This window comes from Billgrantia desiderata (assembly GCF_900108215.1).
GTDB classification, from domain to species: domain Bacteria; phylum Pseudomonadota; class Gammaproteobacteria; order Pseudomonadales; family Halomonadaceae; genus Halomonas; species Halomonas desiderata.
Window position 1 is genome coordinate 1 of the sequence record NZ_FNVC01000005.1, and the last position, 24,502, is coordinate 24,502.

At 63.7% G+C, this 24,502-nt stretch carries 30 protein-coding genes; 15 read left to right on the forward strand and 15 right to left on the reverse strand.

Annotated features, from left to right (window positions below; genetic code table 11):
* Together C4S71_RS06440 and C4S71_RS06445 are read left to right on the forward strand one after the other, a co-directional pair.
* A partial coding sequence (locus C4S71_RS06440) for an IS66 family transposase (protein WP_146064585.1) occupies positions 1–321 on the forward strand: 321 nt, incomplete at its 5' end.
* A gap of 45 nt (positions 322–366) precedes the next feature.
* A complete protein-coding gene (locus tag C4S71_RS06445) occupies positions 367–750 on the forward strand; it encodes a gamma-glutamylcyclotransferase family protein (RefSeq protein WP_086511055.1) in 384 nt (127 codons plus the stop codon).
* Between the two features lie 21 nt (positions 751–771).
* On the opposite strand, the gene C4S71_RS06450 is transcribed toward C4S71_RS06445, so the two are convergent.
* Both C4S71_RS06450 and C4S71_RS06455 read right to left on the reverse strand, forming a co-directional pair.
* The gene (locus C4S71_RS06450) at positions 772–1,440 is read right to left on the reverse strand and encodes a dihydrofolate reductase family protein (RefSeq protein ID WP_103968601.1); all 669 of its coding nucleotides are present in this window, start codon (positions 1,438–1,440) and stop codon (positions 772–774) included.
* A gap of 106 nt (positions 1,441–1,546) precedes the next feature.
* Complete coding sequence (locus C4S71_RS06455) at positions 1,547–2,059, reverse strand: OsmC family protein (protein ID WP_103968602.1); 513 nt, start codon at positions 2,057–2,059, stop codon at positions 1,547–1,549.
* A 176-nt stretch (positions 2,060–2,235) separates the two neighbouring features.
* Here C4S71_RS06455 and C4S71_RS06460 point away from each other — a divergent pair, with 176 nt between their 5' ends.
* From C4S71_RS06460 to secD, 3 genes are all read left to right on the forward strand, one after another.
* Positions 2,236–2,976: a dienelactone hydrolase family protein gene (locus C4S71_RS06460; RefSeq protein WP_103968603.1), complete on the forward strand. Its 741-nt coding sequence runs from the start codon at positions 2,236–2,238 to the stop codon at positions 2,974–2,976.
* A gap of 66 nt (positions 2,977–3,042) precedes the next feature.
* Positions 3,043–3,423 (forward strand): hypothetical protein, encoded by a 381-nt coding sequence (locus C4S71_RS22700; protein ID WP_140162520.1) that lies wholly within the window; start codon positions 3,043–3,045, stop codon positions 3,421–3,423.
* A 70-nt stretch (positions 3,424–3,493) separates the two neighbouring features.
* Positions 3,494–6,016: a protein translocase subunit SecD gene (gene secD, locus C4S71_RS06470; RefSeq protein ID WP_103968605.1), complete on the forward strand. Its 2,523-nt coding sequence runs from the start codon at positions 3,494–3,496 to the stop codon at positions 6,014–6,016.
* Between the two features lie 136 nt (positions 6,017–6,152).
* Here secD and C4S71_RS06475 read toward each other — a convergent pair whose 3' ends face one another.
* The 3 genes from C4S71_RS06475 to C4S71_RS06485 form a co-directional block, all read right to left on the reverse strand.
* Positions 6,153–7,169, reverse strand: a complete 1,017-nt coding sequence (locus C4S71_RS06475) for a DUF2235 domain-containing protein (RefSeq protein ID WP_234238639.1) — start codon at positions 7,167–7,169, stop codon at positions 6,153–6,155.
* 169 nt (positions 7,170–7,338) lie between these two features.
* Positions 7,339–7,608: a hypothetical protein gene (locus tag C4S71_RS06480; protein ID WP_103968606.1), complete on the reverse strand. Its 270-nt coding sequence runs from the start codon at positions 7,606–7,608 to the stop codon at positions 7,339–7,341.
* 174 nt (positions 7,609–7,782) lie between these two features.
* Positions 7,783–8,184 (reverse strand): RidA family protein, encoded by a 402-nt coding sequence (locus tag C4S71_RS06485; RefSeq protein ID WP_103968607.1) that lies wholly within the window; start codon positions 8,182–8,184, stop codon positions 7,783–7,785.
* A gap of 170 nt (positions 8,185–8,354) precedes the next feature.
* On the opposite strand from C4S71_RS06485, the gene C4S71_RS06490 reads away from it, so the two are divergent.
* Positions 8,355–8,948 carry a TetR/AcrR family transcriptional regulator gene (locus tag C4S71_RS06490; protein WP_235014222.1) on the forward strand — a complete coding sequence of 198 codons (594 nt, stop codon included), beginning with the start codon at positions 8,355–8,357 and terminating at the stop codon, positions 8,946–8,948.
* A 48-nt stretch (positions 8,949–8,996) separates the two neighbouring features.
* On the opposite strand, the gene C4S71_RS06495 is transcribed toward C4S71_RS06490, so the two are convergent.
* On the reverse strand, positions 8,997–9,347 hold the full coding sequence (locus tag C4S71_RS06495) for a VOC family protein (RefSeq protein ID WP_103968609.1): 351 nt from the start codon (positions 9,345–9,347) through the stop codon (positions 8,997–8,999).
* A gap of 167 nt (positions 9,348–9,514) precedes the next feature.
* Between C4S71_RS06495 and C4S71_RS06500 the strand changes: the two genes are divergently transcribed.
* Positions 9,515–10,354: a PhzF family phenazine biosynthesis protein gene (locus C4S71_RS06500; RefSeq protein WP_103968610.1), complete on the forward strand. Its 840-nt coding sequence runs from the start codon at positions 9,515–9,517 to the stop codon at positions 10,352–10,354.
* Positions 10,355–10,379: 25 nt separating this feature from the next.
* Here C4S71_RS06500 and C4S71_RS06505 read toward each other — a convergent pair whose 3' ends face one another.
* Positions 10,380–11,483 carry a class I SAM-dependent methyltransferase gene (locus C4S71_RS06505; protein WP_103968611.1) on the reverse strand — a complete coding sequence of 368 codons (1,104 nt, stop codon included), beginning with the start codon at positions 11,481–11,483 and terminating at the stop codon, positions 10,380–10,382.
* 123 nt (positions 11,484–11,606) lie between these two features.
* Between C4S71_RS06505 and C4S71_RS06510 the strand changes: the two genes are divergently transcribed.
* Complete coding sequence (locus C4S71_RS06510) at positions 11,607–12,623, forward strand: GlxA family transcriptional regulator (protein ID WP_086511514.1); 1,017 nt, start codon at positions 11,607–11,609, stop codon at positions 12,621–12,623.
* 31 nt (positions 12,624–12,654) lie between these two features.
* Here the strand turns inward: C4S71_RS06510 and C4S71_RS06515 are convergent, their stop codons facing one another.
* Entirely contained in the window at positions 12,655–13,113 is a 459-nt protein-coding gene (locus C4S71_RS06515; protein ID WP_103968612.1) for a carboxymuconolactone decarboxylase family protein, read from the reverse strand.
* Between the two features lie 74 nt (positions 13,114–13,187).
* Complete coding sequence (locus tag C4S71_RS06520; RefSeq protein ID WP_103968613.1) at positions 13,188–14,486, reverse strand: NAD(P)/FAD-dependent oxidoreductase; 1,299 nt, start codon at positions 14,484–14,486, stop codon at positions 13,188–13,190.
* Between the two features lie 108 nt (positions 14,487–14,594).
* Here C4S71_RS06520 and C4S71_RS06525 point away from each other — a divergent pair, with 108 nt between their 5' ends.
* Positions 14,595–15,440 carry a helix-turn-helix transcriptional regulator gene (locus C4S71_RS06525; RefSeq protein WP_103968614.1) on the forward strand — a complete coding sequence of 282 codons (846 nt, stop codon included), beginning with the start codon at positions 14,595–14,597 and terminating at the stop codon, positions 15,438–15,440.
* 8 nt (positions 15,441–15,448) lie between these two features.
* Here the strand turns inward: C4S71_RS06525 and C4S71_RS06530 are convergent, their stop codons facing one another.
* Positions 15,449–16,327: an EamA family transporter gene (locus tag C4S71_RS06530; protein ID WP_103968615.1), complete on the reverse strand. Its 879-nt coding sequence runs from the start codon at positions 16,325–16,327 to the stop codon at positions 15,449–15,451.
* Between the two features lie 102 nt (positions 16,328–16,429).
* On the opposite strand from C4S71_RS06530, the gene C4S71_RS06535 reads away from it, so the two are divergent.
* The 5 genes from C4S71_RS06535 to arsH all read left to right on the forward strand — a co-directional run bounded on the left by C4S71_RS06535 (position 16,430) and on the right by arsH (position 20,492).
* Positions 16,430–16,942, forward strand: a complete 513-nt coding sequence (locus C4S71_RS06535) for an Lrp/AsnC family transcriptional regulator (protein ID WP_103968616.1) — start codon at positions 16,430–16,432, stop codon at positions 16,940–16,942.
* Positions 16,943–17,162: 220 nt separating this feature from the next.
* Complete coding sequence (locus C4S71_RS06545) at positions 17,163–18,062, forward strand: alpha/beta fold hydrolase (RefSeq protein WP_103968617.1); 900 nt, start codon at positions 17,163–17,165, stop codon at positions 18,060–18,062.
* A gap of 54 nt (positions 18,063–18,116) precedes the next feature.
* A complete protein-coding gene (locus C4S71_RS06550) occupies positions 18,117–18,536 on the forward strand; it encodes a PadR family transcriptional regulator (protein ID WP_103968618.1) in 420 nt (139 codons plus the stop codon).
* Positions 18,537–18,585: 49 nt separating this feature from the next.
* Positions 18,586–19,749 carry an MFS transporter gene (locus tag C4S71_RS06555; RefSeq protein WP_103968619.1) on the forward strand — a complete coding sequence of 388 codons (1,164 nt, stop codon included), beginning with the start codon at positions 18,586–18,588 and terminating at the stop codon, positions 19,747–19,749.
* A complete protein-coding gene (arsH, locus tag C4S71_RS06560) occupies positions 19,746–20,492 on the forward strand; it encodes an arsenical resistance protein ArsH (protein WP_103968620.1) in 747 nt (248 codons plus the stop codon). Before C4S71_RS06555 ends, arsH begins: the two co-directional genes overlap by 4 nt.
* Positions 20,493–20,551: 59 nt before the next feature.
* On the opposite strand, the gene C4S71_RS06565 is transcribed toward arsH, so the two are convergent.
* Positions 20,552–21,271, reverse strand: coding sequence for an FMN-dependent NADH-azoreductase (locus tag C4S71_RS06565; protein ID WP_103968621.1), 720 nt, complete (start codon positions 21,269–21,271; stop codon positions 20,552–20,554).
* Positions 21,272–21,411: 140 nt separating this feature from the next.
* Between C4S71_RS06565 and gcvA the strand changes: the two genes are divergently transcribed.
* A complete protein-coding gene (gcvA, locus tag C4S71_RS06570) occupies positions 21,412–22,332 on the forward strand; it encodes a transcriptional regulator GcvA (RefSeq protein ID WP_103968622.1) in 921 nt (306 codons plus the stop codon).
* Here gcvA and sigJ read toward each other — a convergent pair.
* The 4 genes from sigJ to C4S71_RS06590 form a co-directional block, all read right to left on the reverse strand.
* Positions 22,327–23,199: an RNA polymerase sigma factor SigJ gene (gene sigJ / locus C4S71_RS06575; protein WP_103968623.1), complete on the reverse strand. Its 873-nt coding sequence runs from the start codon at positions 23,197–23,199 to the stop codon at positions 22,327–22,329. The two genes, gcvA and sigJ, sit on opposite strands and share 6 nt — an antisense overlap.
* Positions 23,199–23,531 carry a putative quinol monooxygenase gene (locus C4S71_RS06580; protein WP_103968624.1) on the reverse strand — a complete coding sequence of 111 codons (333 nt, stop codon included), beginning with the start codon at positions 23,529–23,531 and terminating at the stop codon, positions 23,199–23,201. The genes sigJ and C4S71_RS06580 overlap by 1 nt, the downstream gene beginning before the upstream one ends.
* A gap of 130 nt (positions 23,532–23,661) precedes the next feature.
* Positions 23,662–23,883: a hypothetical protein gene (locus C4S71_RS06585; RefSeq protein WP_103968625.1), complete on the reverse strand. Its 222-nt coding sequence runs from the start codon at positions 23,881–23,883 to the stop codon at positions 23,662–23,664.
* 23 nt (positions 23,884–23,906) lie between these two features.
* Positions 23,907–24,485: a pyridoxamine 5'-phosphate oxidase family protein gene (locus C4S71_RS06590; protein ID WP_103968626.1), complete on the reverse strand. Its 579-nt coding sequence runs from the start codon at positions 24,483–24,485 to the stop codon at positions 23,907–23,909.
* Between the last annotated feature and the right edge of the window lie 17 nt (positions 24,486–24,502).

The following is a 24,502-nucleotide window of genomic DNA, read 5'->3' on the forward strand; positions in this document are numbered from 1 at the left end:
AAGCGCACCAAGTCGCGCAACCTCCTGGAACGCCTCCAGGCGTACGAGGACGACGTGTTGCGCTTCCTCGACGACCCTGCCGCTCCCTTCACCAACAACCAGGGGGAACGCGATCTGCGAATGACCAAGGTCCAGCAGAAAATCTCGGGCTGTTTCCGCTCCTGGGAGGGTGCTGAGATCTTCTGCCGCATGCGTAGCTTTCTCTCGACCGCCGTCAAGCAAGGGGTAGCGGCGCATACCGCACTGGAGCAACTGTTTGCGGGGGAGGTGCCAGCCTTCATGCAGCAAGAAGCCCCGACTCAGCCAACCGGTGCTGAATAGTTACCCAAGCGTTAGAATTTCCGATAACCGACTGAGAGGTCGTCCATGCTCGCACCTGCGCTTTCTATCGCCCGTACACCGCTAGTGGCCGTTTACGGCACGCTGAAGCGTGGGCAGCGCAACCATTTCTGGCTGGAGGGCGCCGATTTCCTCGGTAGCGACCGACTGACCAGCGCGACACTCTACGATCTCGGCCCTTTCCCCGGCGCCAAGCCCGAACCATCGCGCGGAGTCGAAGTGGAGGTGTTTCGGGTCGATGCCGCGCTGCTCACCGAACTGGACAGGCTAGAGGACTTCCGCCCGCGCCAGCCCCATGCCGGGCTCTATCATCGCGCCATCCACGCCACCACCTTCGGCCCTGCCTGGCTCTATCTCTACAACCCCGAGATTGCCGGCTGTAAAGCGATCCGGCAGGGTGGGTGGCCATAACTTAACGTAAGTTAACCTCGCCTAGCTCTCCCGCTGCATCTTCTCGCGCCTTGCCACTTCTGCATCCGTGGGCGGGTCCATGGCGAAGTCGCCGGTCTGCACCGCGCCTTCGCGCTCATAATGGGCTATCACGATGCCGTTGGGCGAAACCCGCTGGGCGGCTAGCTTGAATGCCGCTGGCGCTGTGCCATCGTCGAACAACTTCTTGCCCCTCCCCAGCACCACGGGGCAGATGAACAACTTGAGTTCATCGACCAGGTCGTGCGCAAGCAGGGTGTGAACCAGTTCGGTGCTGCCCTGGGTGATTAGCGCCGGGCCGTCCTCCTGCTTCAGCCTGGCAACATCGGTGGCTGCATCGCGCAGCGCTACCGAGTCTTTCCAGGTCAGCTCAAGCCCCTTTCGGCTCGCCACGTATTTCTTGATCGAGTTGAAGGTCTTGGCAATGGAGTCGTCCGGCCCTTCCTCGGCATAGGGCCAGTGGGCGGCAAAGATCTCGTACGTCCTGCGTCCGAGCAGCAGATCGAAGGGCTGGCTGAACAGCTTGTCGATTTCCTCGCCGAATACCTCGTCTACCAGCGGTGCGACCCAGCCGCCGTAGCGAAAACCGCCGGTCGGGTCTTCCTGCGGCCCGCCAGGGGCCTGCATGACGCCGTCCAGTGACACCATGGCGCCAACGATCACTTTCCGCATGAACTCATCCTCCTGGTGGGTTGTTGTAACCAGTCATCGAACGAGGTGCGGCGGAATCGACAGGCTGGCGATGCGCGGCGGCGAGGCAGGGTATCGGGTGCAGAGCTCAGCTTGTTACGGGCTTGCGAGCCACCGCCAGCGCAGGGGGATGTGCCAGGGTTTGGTAGACAACGCAGTACCGCTCCGTCAGACGCAGGAGAGTGTCGAGCTGCTCTTCCGTGGCATCGGTGTCCAGGGTGATTTGCAGCCGAATGGCCTGGAAGCCGACGGGCACTTCCTTTGACACGCCGAGGGTTCCGCGAAAGTCGAGATCGCCCTCCGCCTGGAGCGAGGCATCCCGTAATTCGATGCCGAGCGAGGTGGCGACGGCGTTCAGCGTCACCCCGGCGCAGGCCACCAACGCTTCCAGTAGCATGTCGCCGGAGCACGCACTCTGGCCGCTCCCGCCCGTGGCGGGATGCAGCCCGGCCTCGACGAGCGCCTTGCCGGTCTCGATCCTGCAACTGACACCTTCGCCGAGACGCCCTTGCGCGCGCAGAGTGATCAGGGCGTCATCCGGAGCCTCGCGATAACGCTCTTTCAGAGGTGTCTGGACGGACCGCAATTCTTCAGCCTTCATGACACCCTCCTCATGCTTGTCATGGCCTTATGCTTGTTCTGGCTGCACGGCAGCCGTAGATGTCAGCTCAAACACCTCATTCAAAATAGGCTAAGGTACTCAAGCTGGCCAAAAGCGGATCCTTGGCACATTCGCTCTGACGACATCCATTCGCCATCGACAATCGGAGTTCGCTCATGTCTCGCGCCATCGAAATCCCCGCTGCCGACGGCAGCATCGATGCTCATGTGTTCACCCCGAATAGCGCCGAAGGGCCACTGCCGGCCGTGGTGCTATTCACCGATATCGGCGGCCTGCGCTCCTGCTATCACGAAAAGGCTCAGCAGGTGGCGGACAACGGCTATGCCGTGCTGATGCCCAACGTTTACTACCGCAGTGTGCGCGGCACCGTCGTGCCGGAGGGCAAATCCTTCCGCGACCCAGACGTGCGCCCGACGCTGTTCGGGTATGCCGGCCAGCTCACACCCGAAGCACAGTCCCGCGACTTCGCCGCGCTGCTGAAATGCATCGATGACGAGCCCGAGTTCGCGGACGGCAAGATTGGCGTGGTGGGCTACTGCATGACCGGCGCCTTCGCGCTGCGCATGGCAGCTGAACACCCCGACCGTGTTGCCGCTGCAGCCGGCTTCCACTCGGCCAACCTGGCCACGGCCGGCGACCCGAACAGCCTCGTGCACGTGGTCGGCAGCATCGAAGGGCGCGTCTATCTCGGCCACGCCGACAAGGACGAACTGCTACCCCCCGACCAGATTGCCCGCCTGGACGAAGCCCTGGCCAAGGCCGGCGTGCACTTCACCACCGAACTCTACAGAGGCGCAGCCCACGGCTTCACCGCCAAGGACGCCCCGAGCTACGACGCGGCCGCCGATGCGCTGCATCACAAGCGGTTGGCGATGTTGTTGGAAGAGGCGCTATAGCATACAAATTCGTTGACGCCGGCGAGTCTGCATTCCAAGATTCAATCGATATCTTGAGGCAGCAGCATGACTAACGATCGCTCCCTTCGCGGACGGCTACAAATACCCCTGGTGGTGTTACCACTGCTGGTATTGCTGCTCGTATCTCTCTCTTCCCTTACCCACCAGCAGGCTACCGCTGCCCGAGTTGATCATGGGTTTATCGGAACCTTGGATCATCTGGTGGTTGCCAGTCATAACGAATCCATCAGGGCGCTGCGCGGCCACCTCAGGAACGATACCGCAGCGGATGGTGAACCGGACCTCCCCGACTGGTGGCATGACAATCCGAAGGTTTTGTGGACCAGTGTTGGTCGTCATACCTGCACCATCAACGCGGGCACGGGACATTCCCCTGCAGCCGCCCGTTTTCTGACCCCCCTTCTTCGCGCTCCCCCTCTGGCGTAATCCTCCGCTTATTCATGGCTGTGTATCTGGCAGTCAGTTCGGATAGTGAAGTTTTCTTCGAGGATTACCCATGAAATCGTTGCTTTTACGGGCCGTCGTCTACGGCCTGGTGATTGTGCTCGGGCTGCTGAGTGCATTGCCGAATCTTCTTTCCCCCTCTCTATCCGGTAAATTGCCGGACTGGTACCAGCAGAATACGGTTTCCCTGGGGCTGGACCTCCAGGGTGGTTCACACCTGCTTCTGGAAGCGGATATCCAGGGCTTGTTTGCCAGTGAGTACGAAGCGGTTGCTGGCGAGTTGACAGCATCCCTGCGTGAGGCGGGCATTCGTTATGGGCGCCTTCAGGTTACCCATAAGGGTATCGAGCTACCGGTGACCCAGTCCGAACGAGTGTCCGAAGCTGCAGGCCTTGCTCGTGCACTGGCTAAGGACACGCCGGATGGCACGCGTCGGTTCGACGTAGATACCAATGGCGGGCGCCTGGTGCTGACGCTGACCGAGTCCTGGCGGGAGAGTGTTTCCCGGGACGCGGTGGAGCGAAGTCTGGAAGTGGTCAGGCGGCGGCTGGACGAAACCGGACTGGTGGAGCCCAGTATCACTCGCCAGGGCAGCGACGGCATTCTGGTACAAATGCCGGGAGTCGCCGACCCGAGCGAGATTCGTGAATTGCTCGGTACCACGGCGAAAATGACGTTTCAATGGGCAGCCTTGGAGGCAGCAGAGGAAGATGTAGCAACGATTACCCTGCCGGGTGCCCATGATAACGAGCACTATACACTGGAAAAACGGGCTGCCATGGCAGGCGAGCACATCCGCGATGCGCGCATGGCTTTCAATCCGACTACGAACGAGCCGGTGGTCAATTTCGAGTTGGACGACAAGGGTGCCCGGCTGTTTGGGGATATTACCCGGGACAACATTGGGCGACCCCTGGCCATCGTGCTGGATGGTGAAGTGATTGCAGCGCCGGTAATCCGAAGCGCCATTGGCGCTAGCGGTGAGATCAGTGGTGGGTTTACCACAAAAGAAGCCAATGATCTGGCCTTGCTGCTGCGGGCTGGCGCCTTGCCCGCCCCCTTGCATGTGGTAGAGGAACGTACGGTTGGCCCCGACCTGGGCAGTGACGCCATCGCCATGGGACTGACCACCGGTTTGCTGGGTGCAGCCATGGTAATTGCCTTCATGATAGGGCTTTACGGACGCTGGGGGCTGATTGCTTGTGTGGGGCTGACGGTGAACATTGGGCTGGTCTTTGGCATATTGAGCCTGCTGGGGGCGACCCTGACTCTGCCGGGGATTGCCGGAATTATCCTCACCATTGGCATGGCGGTGGATGCCAACATTCTGATCAACGAGCGTATCCGTGAGGAGTCCCGCCAGGGCAAGCTAGCTTGGATGGCCTTGCGGGAAGGATTTGGCAAGGCCTACAGGACGATTCTGGATTCCAACTTTACTACCCTGATCGCGGTCAGCTTGCTGTTCCTGTTTGGCAGCGGGCCGGTCAGAGGCTTTGCCGTCACCATCGGCATCGGTCTGGTAACCTCCTTGTTCACGGCGATAGCGGTCACCCGCCTCATCATGGAGTGGCATATCCGCGGCCGTGAGCGGCAACCGTTGGTCATTTCAGGCATTCCCTTGCTTGACCGCCTGAGTGAGCGAGGCGTGAACTTCATGCGCGGTCGCGTGATAGGTCTCGTGGTATCGGCGGTGCTCTCCCTGGCGGCGATTGCTCTGTTTGTGCAGCCGGGGCTGAAATACGGCGTTGATTTTACCGGCGGTACGGTGGTGGAAGTACAGGCCCAAGGGGTAACCGTGGATCAGTTGCGAACCACGCTGCAGGCGCAAGACCTTGAGGACGCAGCCATTCAAGAAGCTGGCACTGATGGGCGTTTCCTCATCCGCCTGCCAGCAGAACAGGGCGCATCGGAAGCGACGGGGGAGCAGGTGGCAGTGCTCAAAACCGCGATTGCATCGGTCGAGCCAAATGCCGAGTTCGCGAAGGTGGATATGGTGGGGCCGAAAGTCAGCGGTGGCTTCAGCGAAGCCACGATTCTGGCGATCTTGTTGGCTGGCACTGGCATGTTGGCGTACCTCTGGTTCCGCTTCGAGGCACATTTCGCCTGGGCAGCCACACTGACCATTGCGCTGGATCTTACCAAAACCATCGGATTCTTCGTTCTCGCTGGCGTGGAGTTCAACCTGACGGCGGTTGCGGCGCTGCTCGCGCTGATGGGATATTCGGTTAATGACAAGGTGGTGGTGTTCGACCGTATCCGCGAGAACATGAGGAAAACACCGGGTCGGCCGATGCTGGATCTGCTTAACGAGAGCATTTCAACGACGCTCACCCGCACCGTGTTCACCTCAGTAACGACCTTCCTCGCCCTGCTGCCCATGGGCATTGCGGGCGGAGCAGCCGTTGCGAGCTTCGCATTGCCCATGTTGTTTGGCATCGTGATAGGCACCAGTTCATCGGTCTTTATTGCCTCGCCGATTCTGTATTATCTGGGCCAGCGGCGCACCAGGAAGGGGCTCGCCCAGTTGCGGCCGACAGCCGAAGAAATTCGCAAGGAACTGGAACTCACACCCTAAAAGGATAATGGAGCCAGCGCAGACCTGTTTGGGAATCCGCGCGTCTGGGACGAGAACTATGGATTTAGGGTATTCACAAGGTCTGGCGTCAATTGGAACCGACCGGCAATAGACCGCCGGTCGACGCCATACTCCCTCACCCCACCAATTCCACCCGGCCCCAATCCCCGCCCACCGAATCGAGCAACTTCTTCAACGCCGGGCTCTTGTAGGTGAAGTGCGGGTCGTCCCAGCGTTGGCGTACGCTTCGGTGCACGCAGGGCTCCAGCGTGCGTTGTTGTGAGCGGCGCATCACACGGTAGAAGCCTTTGTATTCGTTGTGCTGAATGCCGGTATGGCGCGGGTTGAGGGCGCTGTGGAAGTGCGGTTCGAGGGCGAGCCCGCAGCTTTCGGCTTCACTGGCCATCCACTGCCCGGCGAAGTCGCCGAGTTCGCGCTTCTCATAGCCGCCGCCGATATCGGTGTGCACGCCGGCGAACCACACCTGCTTCAGGTCGATGCCTGGCTTGGGCGTCCACAGGGTGGGCTCGAAGTCCTGGCGGTTTTCGTCGATGGAAACGGCGTGGCGGGCGTGGCGAATGATGCTGCTGGGGGCGGTGTCGTGGAACAGGTAGCGAGAGGTACCCAAGGTGCCGAGGAACGGGGCGGGTATGCCCAGCGAGCCAACGGTGTCCCACACGCCGATGAATTCGATCTCGGTCTTGTCCGCTACGGCATGCTTGCGGCGAAAGTCCGTGGCCTTGCGCTCGGCGGGGGCGGAGCTCTTGGGGCGCTGACGATAGAGCTCGTAGGCCTCGTTCACTCTCTCGGCGCACTCGCGCCGGAGCAGGCCGCAGTTGCGGATGAGCCCCGCCAGGGAGCGAACGGTGTAGGCGCCGCGGCTGAAGCCGAACAGGAAGAGCTGATCGCCGGGCTCGTAGTTGTGCACGACGAAGCGATAGCAATCCATGATGTTCTTGTCGATGCCGGCGCCGGTGGCGCCACCGCGTATTCGATCGCCTTCGGTGCCCACGCCCTGGTCGTAATAGACGATCTGCTTGGTGCCGGCCTGACAATCAGGAGCGACGCCGCGTGCCAGACGCAGTACGTGTGTGGGGTTATCGCTTTCGGGACATTGCCAGGTACCATCGGCGCAGACGACGATGCGCTTCATCTCGCTCCCTCCCTGCGTGTCTCTTACAAACGTAAACGCCATGTTGCAGTCTCGCTACGCGAATTGACCGAAAGCCGACATGCGTCTTAGAAATTGACGTCATGGCTTACGCAGGTGTGGCAGAGAGCTTACAACGAAAGGTGGAGTTCAATGCTTGGGAGCGGCAGTTTCACTCGTCATACGACTCATTCGTGCGCGGTGCATCGGGTGCCTGTTCGTCCAGCGATTGTCGATACTTGACGCAGCCTTTGATGAACTCCGGCCACTCGGGTATCACGGGAACCGGGTCGGTCTTGTCGGGCAGTAAGGCCCACAGGGACGGATGGTGCCAGCACAGGTCGTGTCCGCTGCAGTTGCGGTGCTCGCGGATACCTTGACGGAGCCGTTTGGCTTCGTCGATCAGCTCCTCGCGGGTCATTCGTTCGAGATCTTCATCCATGGGTGCCTCCATAGCGTTGCCCTAGCCGTCCGGCTCCTGACGTGGCGGCTTGGTGGCATTGGTAGGGTGCACGCTGCAGTATGGGTTAGGGGCCTGGGGTGTGCCATTTTGCGGGCGCACTCGTTGGCAGCCCACCGCCGTTGCAGAGCGGCGGGCTGCCGGGTGGTGCCGTGGTTATGCGGCCGGCTGTGGAATCCGTGCGATCACCTTGATTTCGAAGTCGAAGCCCGCCAGCCAGTTGACGCCGATGGCGGTCCAGTTGGGGTAGGGCGGTTCGCCGATTGCCTTGGTGCGAACCCTGTCGATCGCTTCCCACTGGGCGGCGGGATCGGTGTGGAAGGTGGTGACGTCGACGATATCGTCGAAGGTGCAACCGGCGGCATCGAGAACGGCCGAGAGGTTGTCGAAGGCGAGCTGAACCTGGTTTTCGAAATCCGGCTCGGGGGAGCCATCCTCGCGGCTGCCGACCTGGCCCGAGACGAACAGGAAGTCGCCCGAACGGATTGCCGCCGAGTAGCGGTTGATCTCGTAGAGTGCCTGCCTACCGGCAGGGAAGACTGCATCGCGTTTGGCCATCGTTCTACTCCGGTTCTGATCCGGTGATTGGTGTTGCCAAGCCGGGTTTTCCTTTACCCGGCCGGCATTGATATACGGCCCGTATGTGAATTATGCTGGCCGCATACGCAGCGTATGTCAATACGCATACGCTGCGTATGTGAAATTTTGAGATTGCGTGAGGAGAGGGCGTGGCGACGAAACGTGCGCAGAAGATGGAGGAAACCCGGGCCAAGCTCATTCGAGCCGCCCGTGAGGCCTTCGCGACCAAGGGCTATGCAGCGGCCTCGATGGATGAGCTGACCGCCGAAGCCGGGCTGACCCGGGGGGCGCTCTATCACAACTTCGGCGGCAAGCAGGGGCTGATGCAGGCGGTGGTCGATCAGATCGACCAGGAAATGGTAGAGCGCATGCTTGCCGCTCAGGCCCGCGCGGCAAGCCGCTGGGAGGGGTTGCTCGAAGAGGGCGTGGCCTATATCGAGATGGCGCTGGAGCCGGAAGTCCAGCGCATCATGCTGCTGGATGGTCCGGCGGTGCTTGGCGATCCCTCGCAGTGGCCCAATCAGAACGCCTGCCTGCTACGTACCACGCAGACCATTCAGGCGCTGATCGATGAAGGCACAGTCAAGCCGGTGGATGCGGAAGCCGCCGCGCGCCTGATCAATGGCGCGGCACTCAATGCCGCCCTGTGGATCGCCGCCGCCGATGAGCCGCGCGCCGTGCTGCCGAAAGCCGTGGAGGCGTTCCGCCAGCTCGCGACGGGCTTGCTGCAAGCCGAGGGGTGAGTCCGCTGGGCGAGCCGGGCAGGCCATTGCCTGGCTGGAACAATTCGCCTACTCGTGCTGCAAGACGTTGACGAGCTTGCCGAAGGGGTCGCGAACGTAGAACCGCCGCACGCCCCAGGGCTCGCTGACGGGACCGTACTCGATGGGCACGCTCGCTTTCTCGAAGCGGGCCAGCGCTGCTTCGATATCGTCGACTTCGATGGAGAGATCGGGCACGGGCGTGCCGGAGCCACCTTCGGTACCGAAGCTCACCTGCACCGTCATCTTGGCGTCCGCGCCGTAGGTGCGGAACCAGCCGTGGTCCATCAGCAGGTCGAGGCCCAGAATGTCGCCGTAAAATGCTGCTGCCTTGCCGAGCTCCTCTGTCGCCGTGTTGGCCATGATGCGTTTCACTTTCATGATCGCCTCGGGTGCTTTGTTGTGTGTGGTAAGTGCTGCGCATGCCGGTTGCGAAAGGCTTAAACATAGTCGCTTCGCCATCGTGCTGCCTGTTCTATCCTTTCCTTCGGCCCCCACTGTTGGGCACCTTTCCACCCCCGAGGAGCTTTCGTGATGAGGAGCTTTCCATGAGCGGCACTCTCTATCGCCTTGCGGCCTTTACCGATGACCCGAGCGGCGGCAACCCCGCCGGGGTGTGGCTGGGCGATGCACTGCCCGAACCGGCGGAGATGCAGCGTATCGCCGCCGAGGTGGGCTATTCCGAAACTGCTTTCATTGCCCCGGCCGAGGGGGAGCGGCGCACGGTGCGCTACTACAGCCCCGAAGCGGAGGTGAGCTTTTGCGGCCATGCCACGGTGGCCGGCGGTGTGCAGATGGGCCGGCTGAGCGGGGCGGGTAGCTACATGCTGGATACGGCGGTGGGTGAGGTGATGGTCACGGTCAACCAGGTGGAAGGGGAGTGGCAGGCCTCGCTGGTGTCGGTGACGCCGGAGTTTCGCCCCGCCGAGCCCGAGCTGGTCGAGGAGGTGCGCGAGCTGCTTGACTGGCAGGCCGAGGAGCTCGATCTCGAGATATCCCCCGCGCGGGCCTACGCCGGGGCCTGGCACCTGGTGCTGGCGTGCAAGGAGCGGGCACGCCTCGAACGGCTCGAGTATGACTTCGAAGGGCTCAAGGCGCTGATGCTGCGCGAGGGCCTGACCACGCTGCAACTGGTGTGGCGCGAGAGTGCAGAGCGGTTCCACGCCCGCGACCCGTTCCCGGTGGGCGGCGTAGTGGAAGACCCCGCCACCGGCGCGGCGGCCGCGGCACTGGGCGGTTACCTGCGCGATGCCGGCCTGCTCCAGGCGCCCGCTCAGCTGATCATCGTTCAGGGCGAGACCATGGGCCGCCCCAGCCGCCTGCAGGTGGACATCCCCCTGTCAGGCGGCATCGTGGTGACCGGGCAGGCGGTGAGTCTGGAAGCCTGAGCCGAGCCCGATCGTCGACAGTCGCTCACGGCCTGAGCACCCAGTAGTCGTTCTGGATGTCGTGGGGCAGCTGGTGAACCTCAATGCTGCCGAAGCCGGCCTTGCCGAAATATTCCCGCGCCTTCTCCCGGCCCCACATGGTACCCAGCCCCTCGCCGCCCTGGGCGAGGGAGACACTCATGCAGTGCATGATCGACAGGGTATAGAGCAGCGTCCCCATCGGGTGGTCGCGGTCGCCGTGGTGATGGCTCGAGGCGTGAATGTCCTGGGCCAGGTAGACACCATCCTGACGCAGGGTGCGACGAACTCCCTTGAGCAGATTCAGCGGGTGGGCCTGGTCGTGAATGGCATCGAAGGTCGTGACCAGATCGTAGCGCTGGGCCGGCGCGGTAAGGTCGAAGTCGCTGAGATCGCGCTCCTCGAAGCGCAGGTTGCCGAGCCCCCGCCGTGCGGCACGCTCTGTTGCCCAACCGATGGCCTCCCGGGAGAGGTCGTAACCGACGAAGCGGCTGGCGGGGAAGCGTTCGGCGAGTTTCATCAGCGCCAGGCCGCGACCGCAGCCGAGATCGAGCACGTCGATGCCCTGCTCCAGCCTTGCCGGGAGTTCCGGCGCCAGCGGCAAAATGGCGTCGAACAGCACGGGCAGTACGGTCTGTCCGCTGTCCTCGGCCATGACTTCGTGGAAGCGGGCGTAGCGGGTGTAGGGCACGCCGCCGCCGTGACGAAAGCATTCCAGCACGTCATCCTCCACCTGGCCCATCAAGGGCAGGTACTGGGCGAATACGGCGAGATTGGCTTCGCCCCTGTCGGTCAGCAGGGCGGCGTGCTCGAGCGGCAGGCGATAGGTCATGGCCTGCGGGTCGTGCTCGACCAGAGCGGCGACCGTGGCGCCGCCCAGCCACTCGCGTACGTAGCGCTCATTGAGCTCGGTCTTGGCGGCAAGCTCGCTGCTGGTCACCGGCTCGCCGTCGGCCAATTGGGCGAGCAGGCCGCTGCGATGGGCCAGCGAGATCAGCTGCAGCATGGCGGCTTCGTTGAGCGCGGTGACGAAGCGGCTCTCGAAGCCGGCGACGCGGGAGGCGTCGATAGCGGCGGGCGCGTCGGTTTGGGATTGTGCTTGGGCTGTCATGGGGGTCTCCAGGTTGTTGTTGGACTTCGTTAGGGCTTCGTTGGGTATTGCGGAGAACCCATTGTGGCGCTCACGGTTGGGTTACACTGAAGTCCCTACGGACAAAAACCGGCGGTTTCCGCCATGTCGATGCACAAACCCACCATCGCGCTGCTGGCGATTCCCGAAGTGGCGGCTTCCACCCTGTATGGGATTTACGATGTCTTCGCCTCGGCGGGACGCGACTGGCCCGCTCTGATCGAGGGCAAGGCCGGCGAGTCGCTGTTCATGCCCAGGGTGGTGGCGCGCAGCGGTACGCGTGAAATGACCGTCGCCAACGGCGTGCGCGTCGTTCCCGATGCCGGTCTGGATTGGGTGCCCGATGTGGTGTGCATCCCCGAGATCGCGCTGCCGCCCGAAGCGGTGATCGAGGGGCGTTACAGCGAGGAAGTCGCATGGCTCAAGCGCTGCCATGCCGAAGGGGCCATTCTGGCGACCGCCTGCTCGGGCGCCCTGCTGCTGGCTGAGTCGGGGCTGCTGCGGGGCGAGGATGCCACCACCCACTGGGCCTACTGCGACGTGCTGGGGCGCTATCCGGACGTGCGAGTGCATCCGCATCGCGCCCTGGTGATCGGCGGCATCGGCAGCCGCTTGGTCATGGCCGGGGGCGGCACCTCCTGGAGCGATCTGGCGCTCTATCTCGTCGCCCGCTTGGCGAGTGTCGATGAGGCGATGCACCTCGCCAAGCTGTTCCTGATCGATTGGCATGCCGCCGGCCAGCTTCCCTTTGCCATGCTCGCCCGCACCCGCCAAGCCGAGGATGCCGTTATCGCCCGCTGTCAGACGTGGGTTGCGGAACACTACGATGAGCCCTCGCCAGTGGCCTCGCTGATCGAGGTTTCCGGGCTGAGTGAGCGCAGCTTCCACCGCCGTTTCAGGAAGGCCACCGGCCTGACGCCGATGGAATACGTGCACACCCTTCGCCTGGAAGAGGCCAAGCAGATGCTGGAGACCGAGACCACGCCCGTGGATGCCATTGCCGAGGCGGTGGGCTACGAGGATGGCGCCTTCTTCGGGCGGTTGTTTCGGCGCAAGGTGGGGCTGACGCCGGCTCAGTACCGGCGCCGCTTTGGCGGGCTGCGCAAGGCGCTGTCAGGGTGATGGGGAACGGTGAATCGCTCAACTGGGCCGCTCAGCTGGGCTGATGACTTCCCACATCGGCGGCAAAGCTGATCGCCAGCCGGTTCCAGGCGTTGATGGTACAGACCGCCAGGGTGAGGTCGGCCATGCCCTTCTCGGAGAAGTGCTCGCGGGTGGCCTCGTACAGGGCCTCGTCGATGCCGTTTCCGGCGATCAGGGTATTGGCCTCGGCCCAGGCCAGGGCGGCGCGCTCGCGCGGGGTATAAAAGGGCGTCTCGCGCCAGGCGTTCAGGGCATACAGCCGCTGCTCGGTTTCACCGGCCTTGCGTGCGTCCTTGGTATGCATGTCGATGCAATAGGCGCAGCCGTTGATCTGCGAGACGCGGGTATAGACCAGCGCCAGCAGGCCATCGCCAAGCTCACCCGCTTCCGCCGCCTGGTGAACGTGTTGCTGCAGATCCAGCATGGCCTTGAGGCCGGCGGGGCTGGCGGAGAAGTAGTTCATGCGCATGGGTGGGGCTCCGAAAGAACTTGGAAGCCCCACCCTAGCGCGGCGGTTATCGCCTCGATTGTAGATTTTCGACCTCAGTGCAGCTTCATGCGCGGGCGGATGAAGCGGTTGAGTCCGTCCGAGAGCAGAATCAGCGCCGTCTTGGCCGTGCCGTGGATGGCGCGCTGGTGCATGCGGTAGAGCGAGGCGTAGAAGAACTTGGCCAGGCGCCCCTCGATGAACAGGCTGCGCGCCGAGGCGCCGCGCATCAGGCTGCCGATGGCCTCGAAGTGGGCCAGCGAGATGAGCGAGCCGCGGTCGCGATAGCGGAACGGCTTGAGGGTGCCGTTCTCGAGCCGGGCGAGCAGATTCTTGTAGAGCCGCTGGGCCTGCTGGTGGGCGGCCTGCGCTCGAGGCGGTACCACGCTGCCGTCCGGCTGGGGGCAGCTGGCGCAGTCGCCGAGCACGAAGATGTTGGGGTCGTCGACGCTCTGCAGGGTCGGCTCCACCTGGATGCGCTGATTACGATCCAGGCTCAGCCCCAGTTCGCGCAGCACGTTGGGTGCCTTGATGCCGGCGGCCCAGACGTTGAGGTCCGTTTCGATGCGCTCCTCGTCGGCGGTGACGATGGCGCTCTCCTCCACGCAGACCACCCGGGTGCTGGTGTGCACCTTCACTCCGAGGCGTTCCAGCTCGGTACGCACGGCGCTGCGAATGCGCTCGGGCAGGGCTGGCAGCACGTCCGGCGCCGCTTCGATCAGGTGAACCTCCAGGTGGCGGCTGTCCATCTCGGTGAAGCCGTAGCTGTGCAGCATGCGCGAGGCGTCGTAGAGCTCCGCCGCCAGCTCCACGCCGGTGGCGCCGGCGCCGACGATGCCCACCGTGAGGTGCGGATGCTCTCGCCGCTCGGGGTCGCTGTAGCGCAGGAAGGTATTGAGCATGTCGCGCCGGAAGGCCTCGGCCTGGGCCGGACTGTCGAGGAAATGACAGTGATCGGCGACGCCGGGGGTGCCGAAATCGTTGCTCACGCTGCCGAGTGCCAACACCAGCAGGTCGTATTCGAGGCTGCGGGCCGGCAACACTTCCTCGCCGTGTTCATCGAGCACCGGGGCCAGGCGCAGCTGGCGGGCCTCGCGGTCGAGCCCTTCGAGGGTGCCGCGCTGGAAGCGGTAGCCGTTCAGCTGGGCATGGCTCTGATAGGAGATCTCATCGATGCTGGAATCTAGCGCACCGGTGGCGACCTCATGCAGCAGCGGCTTCCATATGTGGGTGGGGTTGCGGTCGATCAGCGTGATCTCCGCCTTGCCGCGTCGTCCCAGACGGCGGCCGAGGCGGGTGACCAGCTCCAGCCCGCCGGCGCCGCCGCCGACCACCAGGATTCGTCTTCCTTCCATGTAAGGCTCCGTTAATATGAATGTGTAATTGAGAAATGGGTGCTTCTACTGTACCGCCGGAATTTGAGAATCGTTGTACTTTTTTCTATGCACTGAAGGGCTCCCAACATGAGCGCCGCCTTCCAGCTGTACCCGCCAGGTGGCACCGGCCTCGTGCTGCGGTACTTCACGCCCAGTGCCGCGCTGCGTGCCTACGTGCAGTGCTATTGGCAGGCGCAAAGGCAGGCGCAAGGGGGCAGCGAGCCGGCCGGCATCGAGCTGATGCACCCGGATGGCGCCGCGGGTCTGCTGTTCAACTTCGGTGACGCGCTGGAGCGCGACGGTGAGCGGCTGCACGGCGCCTGCTGGGTCGATGGACCCAAGCGGCGCACGGCGCGACTGACGGTGGGGAGCCAGCTCGAGCTGCTGGGCGTACGCTTCCTGCCGGGCATGGCATTGCCGTTCCTGGGCGAATCCCTGGCGGTCTTGGCCGGTGGGGGGCTGACGCCGGGCGAGGCCCTGCGCCGGCTCGAACTCGAGGCGCTGCACGAGCGGCTGCTCGAGACGCCCGATCCGGCGGGGCGCATTGCGCTGCTGGAGGACTATCTACTCCAGCGGCTGCGGCGGTACGCCGCGCCACAGGTGCCGGCCCTGACGGCATCCCTCGACTGGCTCGAGCGCCACCAAGGCCAGACCAGTGTCGCCACGCTGGTGGCTGAGCTGCCCTTCGGCCAGCGCCACCTGGAGCGGCTGTTTCAGCGCCATGTGGGGCTCTCACCCAAGCGCTATGCCCGGCTGCTGCGCGTCGCCCGCAGCCGCGAGCTGATCAAGCAGGGCGGGGCGAGGGCCTCGCTGACCGATACCGCCTTTGCCGCCGGCTACTTCGACCAGGCCCATTTCATCCACGACTTCAAGGCCGTGACCGGCCTGACGCCGGGAGGCTATCGCGACCATGTGCGGCGGCGTTATGGGTAATGCTTCGGTCAGCCTGATGTTTTGGCAGGCATATGCAGGGCCACGCCAGCCATGACCAGCGCGATGCCGGCGAGATCCTGTCGGGTCGGGATCTGAGCGAGCATGATCGCCGCAATAACGGTGGCTGTTGCTGGCAGGATGGCGAGATAGAGGGCAAAAGTCGCTCGCGGCAAACGAGACATGGCGAGTTGGTCGGAGACGTAGGGGATGACGGAGGAGCATATACCCACGGCGATACCCGCCAACACCAGCTCAATTACGCCGAAGGCTTTGGCTGCTTCGACAAGTCCGATTGGCACGAGAATGAAGAAAGCAATCGCCATGGCTGCTCCCAGACGTTCGACGCCGCCACTGGCGCCTTCCCTGGCCGCCTTGTGTCCAAGCACTAAATAGACAACGAAGAGAGCCCCATTCAGGGTGGCCCAGAACAGGCCCAAAGGATCGGAGGACCATCTCAAGTCGACCAGTAGCAAGACGCCCAATACTGCCAGGCTTAGTGCCAGAAGGTTGCGGCATGTGCGCAGGCCATAGAGGGAGACGGCGATGGTGCCGACGAACTCCATGGCTGCCACCAAGCTCATCGGCAGACGGTCGAGAGCGAGATAAAACGAAGTGTTCATTATCGCCAGGCAGGCGCCGAGCCCCAGTAGCAGCCACCTCGTCCGGGGATCGGCCTTTCGGATTGTTCGCCACGGCCGGGTGATGGGAGCGAAGAACAGGGCGGCCGTCGCGATCCGGAACCAGGCCACGCCGAGTACGCCGACGGCAGGGAAGAGCAGTACGGCGAAGGCGGGGCCAAGATAATGGAATACGGCGCTCACCCCGAACCAGACATGGGGTGGGACAACCTCGGCAACCCGATTGAGAGTGGCATTCGGCGGAGGCATGACAGCTCCTTTTTTCTTATTATGTGAAGAAAGGAAGCGGTAATGGCATGTGTTAAATAAGGACGTTTTCACCTGATAAATGGAAATTGGAAGGTAAAATCCATGAAACGCCTTCGATATGAAAATGGTGTGCCGGATGCAACGGATCGGCAGTTGCTGGAAGCGCTCGTTATCGATGCGCGCACCAGTATTGCAGAGCTGGCACGCCTCGTTGGTCTGTCGCCGCCCAGTGTTTCTGAGCGGATCAAACGCTTGGAGGAGGCGGGGGTGATCGAGGGCTATACCGCCAGGATCAGTCCGTGTGCATTGGGCTTGTCACTCGCAGCATGGTTGCGTATTCGACCGCTACCGGGACAGTTGCAACGGGTCGTTGATTTGCTGCAGGAACTGCCGGAGATCACGGAGTGCGACCGTATTACGGGCGACGATTGCTTCATTGCCCGTGCTCATCTCGAATCGGTCGAGCATTTGGAACGGTTGATCGATGAGATCATTCCCTATGCAACGACTAACACGGCACTCATCCAATCCTCCCCGGTTCCACGTCGCCTACCTCCATTGAATGGCGCTGAGGCGAGGGACGCTTTCTATAAGCGGCGCGCTCGCTGTCAGTGACGGTGTGTCGTGACTATAAGCCGGGCGTGTTCCGTAGGTACCGTCGACGAGTTCATCGCCGCGCCCGTAGGCCGAATAGGTGTGGAAGATATCGCCGCTGGTGTCGCGGTAGTTCGACAGGTGGGCAGTGTTGTACTTGTTGACGTATTTGATCCTCACCGCGAGCATGGTTCTGCCATTCACTACGTCCAGCGTCGATACGCAGCCAGGGGATGAGCTCATGACGAATGAGGTTGGCCAGCCTTCCGGGCCGCGCCCTGGGTTCCGCTCTTCCGGGAGCGGTACCCATGAGGCGCCTGGAGCGGCGCTCTCCTATGTCGAAAAGGGTCGCGGCCTGCCACTGTTGATCCTGGGTTCGGCCGTCTACTATCCGCGCACCTTCCCGGCGAGCTTGCACGGATCGTGTCGTCTGATCTTCGTGGATCTTCGCCATTTCGCCGGCAAGCTCGACACGGGGCGGGTGGCCATTACCCTGGAGACGTACTGCGAGGATATCGAGGCCATGCGCAGCCGGCTGGGTCTCGAGCGGTTCGTGCTGGTGGGGCACTCCCATCACGGCAACGTCGCCCTTGCGTATGCCAAGCGATATCCCCACAGGGTGTCCCATCTGGTGCTCATCGGCACACCACCCTGTGACGTTCGGGGCACACTGGAAGCCGGGCATCGCTATTGGCAAACCCATGCCTCGAGCGAGCGCAAGGCGGCACTGACGCGCGGCCAGGCCCTGCTCGACGAGAAGGCGCTGGCCGCTCTGCCACCGGGAGAAGCGTTCGTCGCGCGCTATGTGGCCGAAGGCCCACGCTTCTGGTACGACCTGCATTACGACGCCGCCCCTCTCTGGCATGGGGTGCCGATCGACACCGAGGCTTTCACGGCCTTTCGCGACTTCTTCGTCGACTACGAGTTCAACTGGCGTCTGGAGGATCTCTCCGCGCCGGTACTGGTAGTGATGGGGCGCCATGATTATGTCGTGCCGCCTACGCTCTGGGAATCCCGCTTGCCTGGCCTGCCACCCGTTACCTATCGGCTGTTCGAGCGCAGTGGCCACACGCCCCAACTGGAAGAGCCGGAAGCGTTCGCCAGGTCGTTGTTGGAGTGGCTTGGGCTGGGTAAGCCATAAAGCGGTGACATCCATCTGCTTGACGCCTCGATCATCGAGGTATAGGTTTCCACTATGACCAAAGCGAAATCCGAAGCGGCCACCGGTCGCCGGATCCCCGACTACAGCGATCCTTCGTACTGGCGCGGCACGATCAAGATGTCGCTGTCGAAGTTCTTCGTGCTCAGCGTGCTGCACCGCAAGCCGATGCACGGCTACGAGGTGGTGCAGGCGGTGGAGAAGAGCACCAATGGCTGCTGCAGTCCCTCGGAGGGCACGGTCTATCCGGTACTCAACGAGTTCGAGGCGGGGGGCTACCTCTCGTCCACGAACGAGGTGGTGCAGGGGCGCTCGCGCAAGGTGTATGCGCTGACGGAGAAGGGGCGGGATGCCTTTCAGGTGGCGGTGGATGCCTGGCTGGAGGCCACGGACTGCATCGTCGAGAGCCGTCGCATGGCCGCGGGGGCAGTGAAAGGGGAGGAGCGGGAAGGATGAGCGTGAAGCGTTTTTTCAGGCCCCTATACCTCGATGATCGAGGTAGTCGATGAGCTCGCGCACCGGTGTGGTCGTCGCCCTGGGCGTCTCCCAGACGCTGGCCTGGGGCTCGACCTACTATCTGCCGGCCATCCTGGCCGTGCCCATGGCGCGAGACCTCGGCCTTGCCACGGGTACGGTATTTGCGGCCTTCTCCTCGGCATTGGTGGTGTCGGCCGTGCTGGGGCCGGCGGTGGGAAGGCGCATCGACAGATTTGGCGGACGCGACGTGCTGGCGGCCTCGAGCCTGGTGTTTGCCCTGGGCCTGGTGCTGCTGGGGTTGGCGGATGGGCCCGTGCTGCTATGGGCAGGTTGGCTGGTGATCGGCGTCGGCATGGGCATGGGACTGTACGAATCGGCTTTCTCGACTCTGGCCGGGCTCTACGGTAGCGAGGCGCGCGGCGCCATTACCGGTATCACGCTGTTGGCGGGCTTTGCCAGCACGGTGTGCTGGCCGATCACCGGCTGGCTCAACGCCGAATTCGGCTGGCAGAACGCCTGCTTCACCTGGGCGGCGGTACATCTGCTGCTGGGTCTGCCGCTCAACCGGTTGCTGATTCCATTCGGTATCCAGCCGCCCGCGCTTCACGCCGAGACGGCAGTCGCCGAGGCGAATTCAACCTGGCTGCCCATGGCGCTGCTGGCCTTCGTCTTCGCCGTGACCTGGTTCGTCAGTACCGCCATGGCGGCGCACCTGCCGTGGCTGCTGCAGATCGCCGGCCTCTCGCCCGCCGCCGCCATTGCCGCCGCAGCGCTGGTCGGGCCGGCCCAGGTGGCGGCACGAATGCTCGAGTTCTCGCTGCTGCAGCGCTTTCATCCCTTGCTCTCGGCCAAGTTGGCCGTTATCGCGCATCCCATTGGCGCGCTCGGCGTGATGACGCTGGGGGCACCGCTGGCCACGCTGTTCGTGCTGCTGCACGGTGCCGGCAACGGCATTCTCACCATCGCCAAGGGCACGCTGCCGCTGGCCATTTTCGGCCCCCATGGCTATGGCCTGCGCCAGGGCGTGCTGATGGTGCCGGCACGCTTCGGCCAGGCCCTGGCGCCGCTGGCCTTCGCCCTGTTGATCGAGCGCTTCGGCACCCAGGCGCTGCTGTTCTCCTCGGCCCTGGGGCTTGCCGCCCTGGTGGCGCTGCTCGTCCTGCAAACCCACGCCCTGAAGGAGGCGACATGAGGCTTCGCACGCTCAACGACCCCGACTATCTACCGGCCCTCGACGAGCGCTTCGCTCTGCGGCAGCCCGGCCAGGGCTTGCCCGATCCGCTGGGCCATCCGCCACGCATCCTGCTGCTCTACGGCTCGCTGCGCGAACGCTCCTATTCGCGCCTGGCGGTGGAAGAGGCTGCGCGGCTGCTGCGCTATTTCGGCGCCGAGACGCGGATCTTCGACCCTTCCGATCTGCCGTTGCCGGACCAGGTGCCGGGCGACGATCACCCGGCGGTGCGGGAGCTGCGCGAGCTGGCGCTGTGGTCCGAAGGGCAGGTGTGGTGCAGCCCCGAGCGCCACGGCCAGATCACCGGCGTGATGAAAACCCAGATCGACCATCTGCCACTGAGCATGGGCGCGGTGCGGCCCACCCAGGGGCGCACCCTGGCGGTGATGCAGGTCAGCGGCGGCTCGCAGTCGTTCAATGCGGTGAACACGCTGCGCCTGCTGGGGCGCTGGATGCGCATGTTCACCATTCCCAACCAGTCCAGCGTGCCCAAGGCGTATCAGGAGTTCGATGAGGCCGGGCGCATGCGACCCTCGCCGCTCTACGACCGCATCGCCGACGTGATGGAGGAGCTGGTGCGCTTCACCGTGTTGTTACGGCCCCACGCCGAAACGCTGGTGGACCGCTACTCGGAGCGCCGTGAGGCGGCCGGTGCCAAGGCCGACCCGGTGACCGACAAGGCGGCGGTCAGTCAGGCCTCATAGCGGTGACATGCATAACGGGGCGCCAGGCGCCCCGGTGTTCGGTCGTCTGAGAGCAGTCGTCACGCCGGCTGCGTCAGGCGCGACGTGGCGAACTCACGATGCAATTGCTCGACCAGCCGGGCGATGCGCTCCAGGGCACTTTGGGTCGAGGCGGCCAGCGCCTCGCCGCCTTCCTCCTGATGCTCGATGGCGATGCTGTGAAAGCCGCCGATGCCGATGAACTGCAGGGCGGTGCGCGCGCCCGGCTCGAGATGGTTGAATGCCGCCATGCTGCGCCCTGGGTCGAAGTCGTAACCGCCGCGAGAGGAGAGCAGCACCGCATGCCGTTTTCGGTCGGCCAGCAGCGGCACGTAAGATTCCAGGGGCATGAAGGGGTGGGCACCGTACTGCATGTCGAAATCGACCGTACGACCCAGACGGACGATGTTGTCGATCCAGGCCTTGAACGCGGCCGGTGGGCCGAAGTTGTACATCGGTACGCCGAGCACCAGGATGTCGGCCCGTACGACCTCGTCCACCAGCGTATCGCTCTCGGCAAGGACCGCCCGCATCGGATCGGTCTGCTGCTTTGGGGATGTGAAAGCGGCTTCGATCCATTCGACGCTGGTTAGTTGCGGCGGGTTGGCGCCGATATCCCGATAGACGATCTCGGCATCCGGCTCCAGAGTGCGCCAGCGGGAAACGAAGTGGTGGGTCAGCCGGCGGGTGTGCGAGCCGTGGTCGTGGCTGCCGGCACGGCCGGGGCGTGGGCTGGCATCGAGGTGAAGTAAACGCGTCATGGGTTTTCTCCGTCACTGGGTGTAGGATCTATTGAATGAATTGTTCTCAGCCTTGCTTGTGGTTCGTTTCATATAAGCCTGAAGCTACGTAGGGCGACAAACGACGATTCTTTTTCGATTTTGGAAAATAAAACTCATCCATGATGCCGCGACGACTGCCTTCTCTCTCCGCCCTGCGTGCCTTCGAGGCGGCGGCGCGCCACCTCAGCGCCAAGCGTGCTGCCGAGGAACTCTCGGTCACGCCGACGGCGATCAGCCATCAGATCCGCCAGCTCGAGGAGAGCCTGGGCGTGGCCCTGTTCGTGCGGCGGCCGCGGCAGCTGGTGCTGACGACTCAGGGCCAGGCGCTGCTCACCGTGCTGAGCGACTCCTTCGATGCCATCGCCGAGACGGTGACCAAGCTGCGCCGTCCGCCGACGCGGCAGGCGGTAACGCTCTCGACCACTCCGGCCGTGGCAGCACGCTGGCTGCTGCCCTGGGTCTGCCTGCTGCGCGATGCCCACCCGCAGATCGACCTGAGCATTCAGGTCTCACATAAAGCGGTCGCCCTGGATGGCGTCGTCGCCGACATGGCGATTCGCTACGGCGAGGGCCCCTGGCCCGGGCTGGTCGCGGAGAAGCTGTTCGACAATGTCTTCGTGCCCGTCTGCAGCCCCGTGCTGAAGCTGCGTGAACCGGCCGAACTGGTGCGCCATACGCTGCTGCACTTCTCTTCGCCCGCACCGTTGGACTGGGTGGCCTGGCAGCGCCAGGTCCAGGTACCGGGGCTCGACGTCAGCGCCGGACTGATGTTCTCCGACGAGACCCATGGCATCGCCGCTGCCCTGGACGGCCAGGGCATAGCTCTGATGAGCCGGTATCTGATCGAGGAGGAGCTGCGTCAGGGGCGCCTGGTTCAACCATTCGGCCCCGAGGTGAAGGCCGCTCCCTTTCAGCTCGTCTACCCGCCCGAGCGGCTCGAGGAGCCGGCCATCGCCGCCGTGCGCGAGTGGATCGTCGGGCTGCTGGATCCCCAAGCCAGAGAGAGCGGCTGCCGTGCGATAGTCGAGCGCCAGTCATGACGTCAGTCGTGTCAGCTTGTCGGGATTGCGCACGATGAAGATATCCGTGGCCTGGCCTGAGCGGTCGTAGCCGAAGGTCACCGTCGCGACGACGCTTCCCTCTCGGTACATCATGAAGCCGGGACCGCCGTTGATGTCGGCCACGCGCCACAGATAGCCGGCCCAGTATTGGCTCAGACGGCTGGCCAGGAAGTCGAGTACGGCCGACTTGCCGTGCAGCGGCTCGAGCAGGGTGGGCACCTTGCCGCCGCCGTCGGCACTGAGGCGGACCTCAGCCGAGAGCAGGTTGGCAAGTCGTGCCGTGGCGCCCTCGGTGATGGCGAGCCTGAACGCTTCCAGCAGCGCCTGCTGGCGTTCCTGGGGTGGCGCATGGCGCTGTTCGGCTGCCTGCAGATTGGCTCGCGCTCGGGAAACCAACTTGCGGCAGGCCGGCTCCTTGAGTTCGAGCATGGCGGCGATCTCGGCGTAGGACGTGTCGAAGATCTCATGCAGCAGGTAGGCGGCCCGCTCCTTGGGCGAGAGGCGTTCCAGCAGCAGCAGGAAGGCGGTGGAGAGCGAGTCGGCCAGCTGCATGCTGTGTTCCGCATCGGATACGGCAGCGGTCGGGATGGGCTCGGGCAGCCAGGCACCGACGTAGTCGACCCTGGCCCGGTGGGCATTGCCCAGCAGATCGAGGCAGCGTCGCGTGCAGGCGGTGGTCAGCCAGGCGTGGGGCGTATCGATGGCCTCACGATCCGCTGCCTGCCATTTGAGAAAGGTGTCCTGCACCGCATCCTCGGCGTCGGCGCGCGAGCCGAGGATGCGATAGGCCAGCCCCAGCAGCATGGGGCGGGCCTCTTCGAAGCGCAGAAAATCGGCAGAAGGCATCAGGCTGTCTCGGCTATCGGCGCTGAGCTGTCCTTGGCCCAGGCCACCGTGGCGGCGTGGATCACGGGCGGATGGGCAAGCAGGGGCGTTACCGCGGCGAGATAGGCATCGTAGGCCGGCCCCTGCATGAAAGCCTGTGGATCCGCGCCGACGGCATAGCGCTGGAAGACGCGAATGGTGTCGGGATCGCTGTCATCGTAACAGTAGTAATAAACGTCGTGGACCTGGCGCGCCTGGATGCTGGGCGCCAGGTGGGTCTCCCAGGCGCGGCGTACCTCGTCGCGCTTGCCGGGCAGTGCCCTGTGGGTGATGAACAGAGTGCTCTGGCTCATGTGTGGCTCCTGAATCGCTTAGGTAGAGAGGCGAAGGCCGAGTGGCCGTCACTGTCATGACGATTCAGGTGGGCGTAATGTGACATGCGCCTGCTCGCCTCTTGTTCGACTCAAGAGCTGAGCCAAACAGTCACTGCTCTTCTCGCTCCGGATGGAGCGGCATCAGCCGGCCACGTTCACGATAGAGCCCGATGTCGCGCAGCATACGGGCGTCGCACTCTTTCAATGCGACATGCTGGCGATGGTTGGCAGAGCGGTAGCGGCCTTGCTTGAACCACGTCGCGATATTGCCCAGATTCATGATGTTCCCTCCCAAGGCGGTATGTCCCTGCAACTTGCCGATTCTCATCATGGGAATCACTCCGTTCATTGCCTTCAAAAGGCGGCATCGGGGCTGTTGGCGGGGAAGCGTTCGCTGATTTCCTCCACGGTGAAGCGCGGCGTGATGTGCTGTGGGCAGTTGAAATCGAACGCCTCGATGGCGATCACCACGCCTCTCTCTACCCGGGCGCGGTAGGTGGGCACCTCCAGCCGAGCCAGCAGGGCAGCGTCGTCCTCTTCGTGGACGATGCGTGCCCGACCCCAGATCTTTAGCCGCCGCCGGTTGGCGTAGTCGATCAGGAACAGCATCGTCCTGTCGTCATGGGCAATGTTGCCCGCGCTGATGTACTGCCGATTGCCGGAGAAATCGGCGAAGCCGAGGGTGTGGTCGTCAAGGCACTGCAGGAAGCCGGGCGAACCGCCACGGTGCTGCACATAGGGCCAGCCATTCTCGCCGACGCTGGCCATGAAGAAGTGGTCCTGGGCGGCAATGAACTCGCGAACCGGCGCGCCGAGAACGTCACGTTCGACCTCGGCCGGGTCGACGGGCTTGGTGGTTTCCCGGCTGCCGTAGCGAGCCTGGGCGGCGCGAACCGAAGGGGTATAGGTGAGCGTCTTGAAGGCACGTGTCATGGTGAAGTTCCTCGAAA

What these genes read in the sequence shown, in the direction of transcription:
- sigJ (WP_103968623.1), bottom strand. Translation starts at nt 23,199, where the DNA reads ATGCCTTCTGCCGATTTTCTGCGCTTCGAAGAGGCCCGCCCCATGCTG.
- C4S71_RS06545 (WP_103968617.1), top strand. Translation starts at nt 17,163, where the DNA reads ATGACGAATGAGGTTGGCCAGCCTTCCGGGCCGCGCCCTGGGTTCCGC.
- C4S71_RS06565 (WP_103968621.1), bottom strand. Translation starts at nt 21,271, where the DNA reads ATGACGCGTTTACTTCACCTCGATGCCAGCCCACGCCCCGGCCGTGCC.
- C4S71_RS06460 (WP_103968603.1), top strand. Translation starts at nt 2,236, where the DNA reads ATGTCTCGCGCCATCGAAATCCCCGCTGCCGACGGCAGCATCGATGCT.
- C4S71_RS06580 (WP_103968624.1), bottom strand. Translation starts at nt 23,531, where the DNA reads ATGAGCCAGAGCACTCTGTTCATCACCCACAGGGCACTGCCCGGCAAG.
- C4S71_RS06450 (WP_103968601.1), bottom strand. Translation starts at nt 1,440, where the DNA reads ATGCGGAAAGTGATCGTTGGCGCCATGGTGTCACTGGACGGCGTCATG.
- C4S71_RS06555 (WP_103968619.1), top strand. Translation starts at nt 18,586, where the DNA reads ATGAGCTCGCGCACCGGTGTGGTCGTCGCCCTGGGCGTCTCCCAGACG.
- C4S71_RS06500 (WP_103968610.1), top strand. Translation starts at nt 9,515, where the DNA reads ATGAGCGGCACTCTCTATCGCCTTGCGGCCTTTACCGATGACCCGAGC.
- C4S71_RS06585 (WP_103968625.1), bottom strand. Translation starts at nt 23,883, where the DNA reads ATGATGAGAATCGGCAAGTTGCAGGGACATACCGCCTTGGGAGGGAAC.
- C4S71_RS06445 (WP_086511055.1), top strand. Translation starts at nt 367, where the DNA reads ATGCTCGCACCTGCGCTTTCTATCGCCCGTACACCGCTAGTGGCCGTT.
- C4S71_RS06480 (WP_103968606.1), bottom strand. Translation starts at nt 7,608, where the DNA reads ATGGATGAAGATCTCGAACGAATGACCCGCGAGGAGCTGATCGACGAA.
- C4S71_RS06495 (WP_103968609.1), bottom strand. Translation starts at nt 9,347, where the DNA reads ATGAAAGTGAAACGCATCATGGCCAACACGGCGACAGAGGAGCTCGGC.
- C4S71_RS22700 (WP_140162520.1), top strand. Translation starts at nt 3,043, where the DNA reads ATGACTAACGATCGCTCCCTTCGCGGACGGCTACAAATACCCCTGGTG.
- C4S71_RS06550 (WP_103968618.1), top strand. Translation starts at nt 18,117, where the DNA reads ATGACCAAAGCGAAATCCGAAGCGGCCACCGGTCGCCGGATCCCCGAC.
- gcvA (WP_103968622.1), top strand. Translation starts at nt 21,412, where the DNA reads ATGATGCCGCGACGACTGCCTTCTCTCTCCGCCCTGCGTGCCTTCGAG.
- C4S71_RS06505 (WP_103968611.1), bottom strand. Translation starts at nt 11,483, where the DNA reads ATGACAGCCCAAGCACAATCCCAAACCGACGCGCCCGCCGCTATCGAC.
- C4S71_RS06515 (WP_103968612.1), bottom strand. Translation starts at nt 13,113, where the DNA reads ATGCGCATGAACTACTTCTCCGCCAGCCCCGCCGGCCTCAAGGCCATG.
- arsH (WP_103968620.1), top strand. Translation starts at nt 19,746, where the DNA reads ATGAGGCTTCGCACGCTCAACGACCCCGACTATCTACCGGCCCTCGAC.
- C4S71_RS06475 (WP_234238639.1), bottom strand. Translation starts at nt 7,169, where the DNA reads ATGAAGCGCATCGTCGTCTGCGCCGATGGTACCTGGCAATGTCCCGAA.
- C4S71_RS06455 (WP_103968602.1), bottom strand. Translation starts at nt 2,059, where the DNA reads ATGAAGGCTGAAGAATTGCGGTCCGTCCAGACACCTCTGAAAGAGCGT.
- C4S71_RS06590 (WP_103968626.1), bottom strand. Translation starts at nt 24,485, where the DNA reads ATGACACGTGCCTTCAAGACGCTCACCTATACCCCTTCGGTTCGCGCC.
- C4S71_RS06520 (WP_103968613.1), bottom strand. Translation starts at nt 14,486, where the DNA reads ATGGAAGGAAGACGAATCCTGGTGGTCGGCGGCGGCGCCGGCGGGCTG.
- C4S71_RS06535 (WP_103968616.1), top strand. Translation starts at nt 16,430, where the DNA reads ATGAAACGCCTTCGATATGAAAATGGTGTGCCGGATGCAACGGATCGG.
- C4S71_RS06485 (WP_103968607.1), bottom strand. Translation starts at nt 8,184, where the DNA reads ATGGCCAAACGCGATGCAGTCTTCCCTGCCGGTAGGCAGGCACTCTAC.
- secD (WP_103968605.1), top strand. Translation starts at nt 3,494, where the DNA reads ATGAAATCGTTGCTTTTACGGGCCGTCGTCTACGGCCTGGTGATTGTG.
- C4S71_RS06525 (WP_103968614.1), top strand. Translation starts at nt 14,595, where the DNA reads ATGAGCGCCGCCTTCCAGCTGTACCCGCCAGGTGGCACCGGCCTCGTG.
- C4S71_RS06530 (WP_103968615.1), bottom strand. Translation starts at nt 16,327, where the DNA reads ATGCCTCCGCCGAATGCCACTCTCAATCGGGTTGCCGAGGTTGTCCCA.
- C4S71_RS06510 (WP_086511514.1), top strand. Translation starts at nt 11,607, where the DNA reads ATGTCGATGCACAAACCCACCATCGCGCTGCTGGCGATTCCCGAAGTG.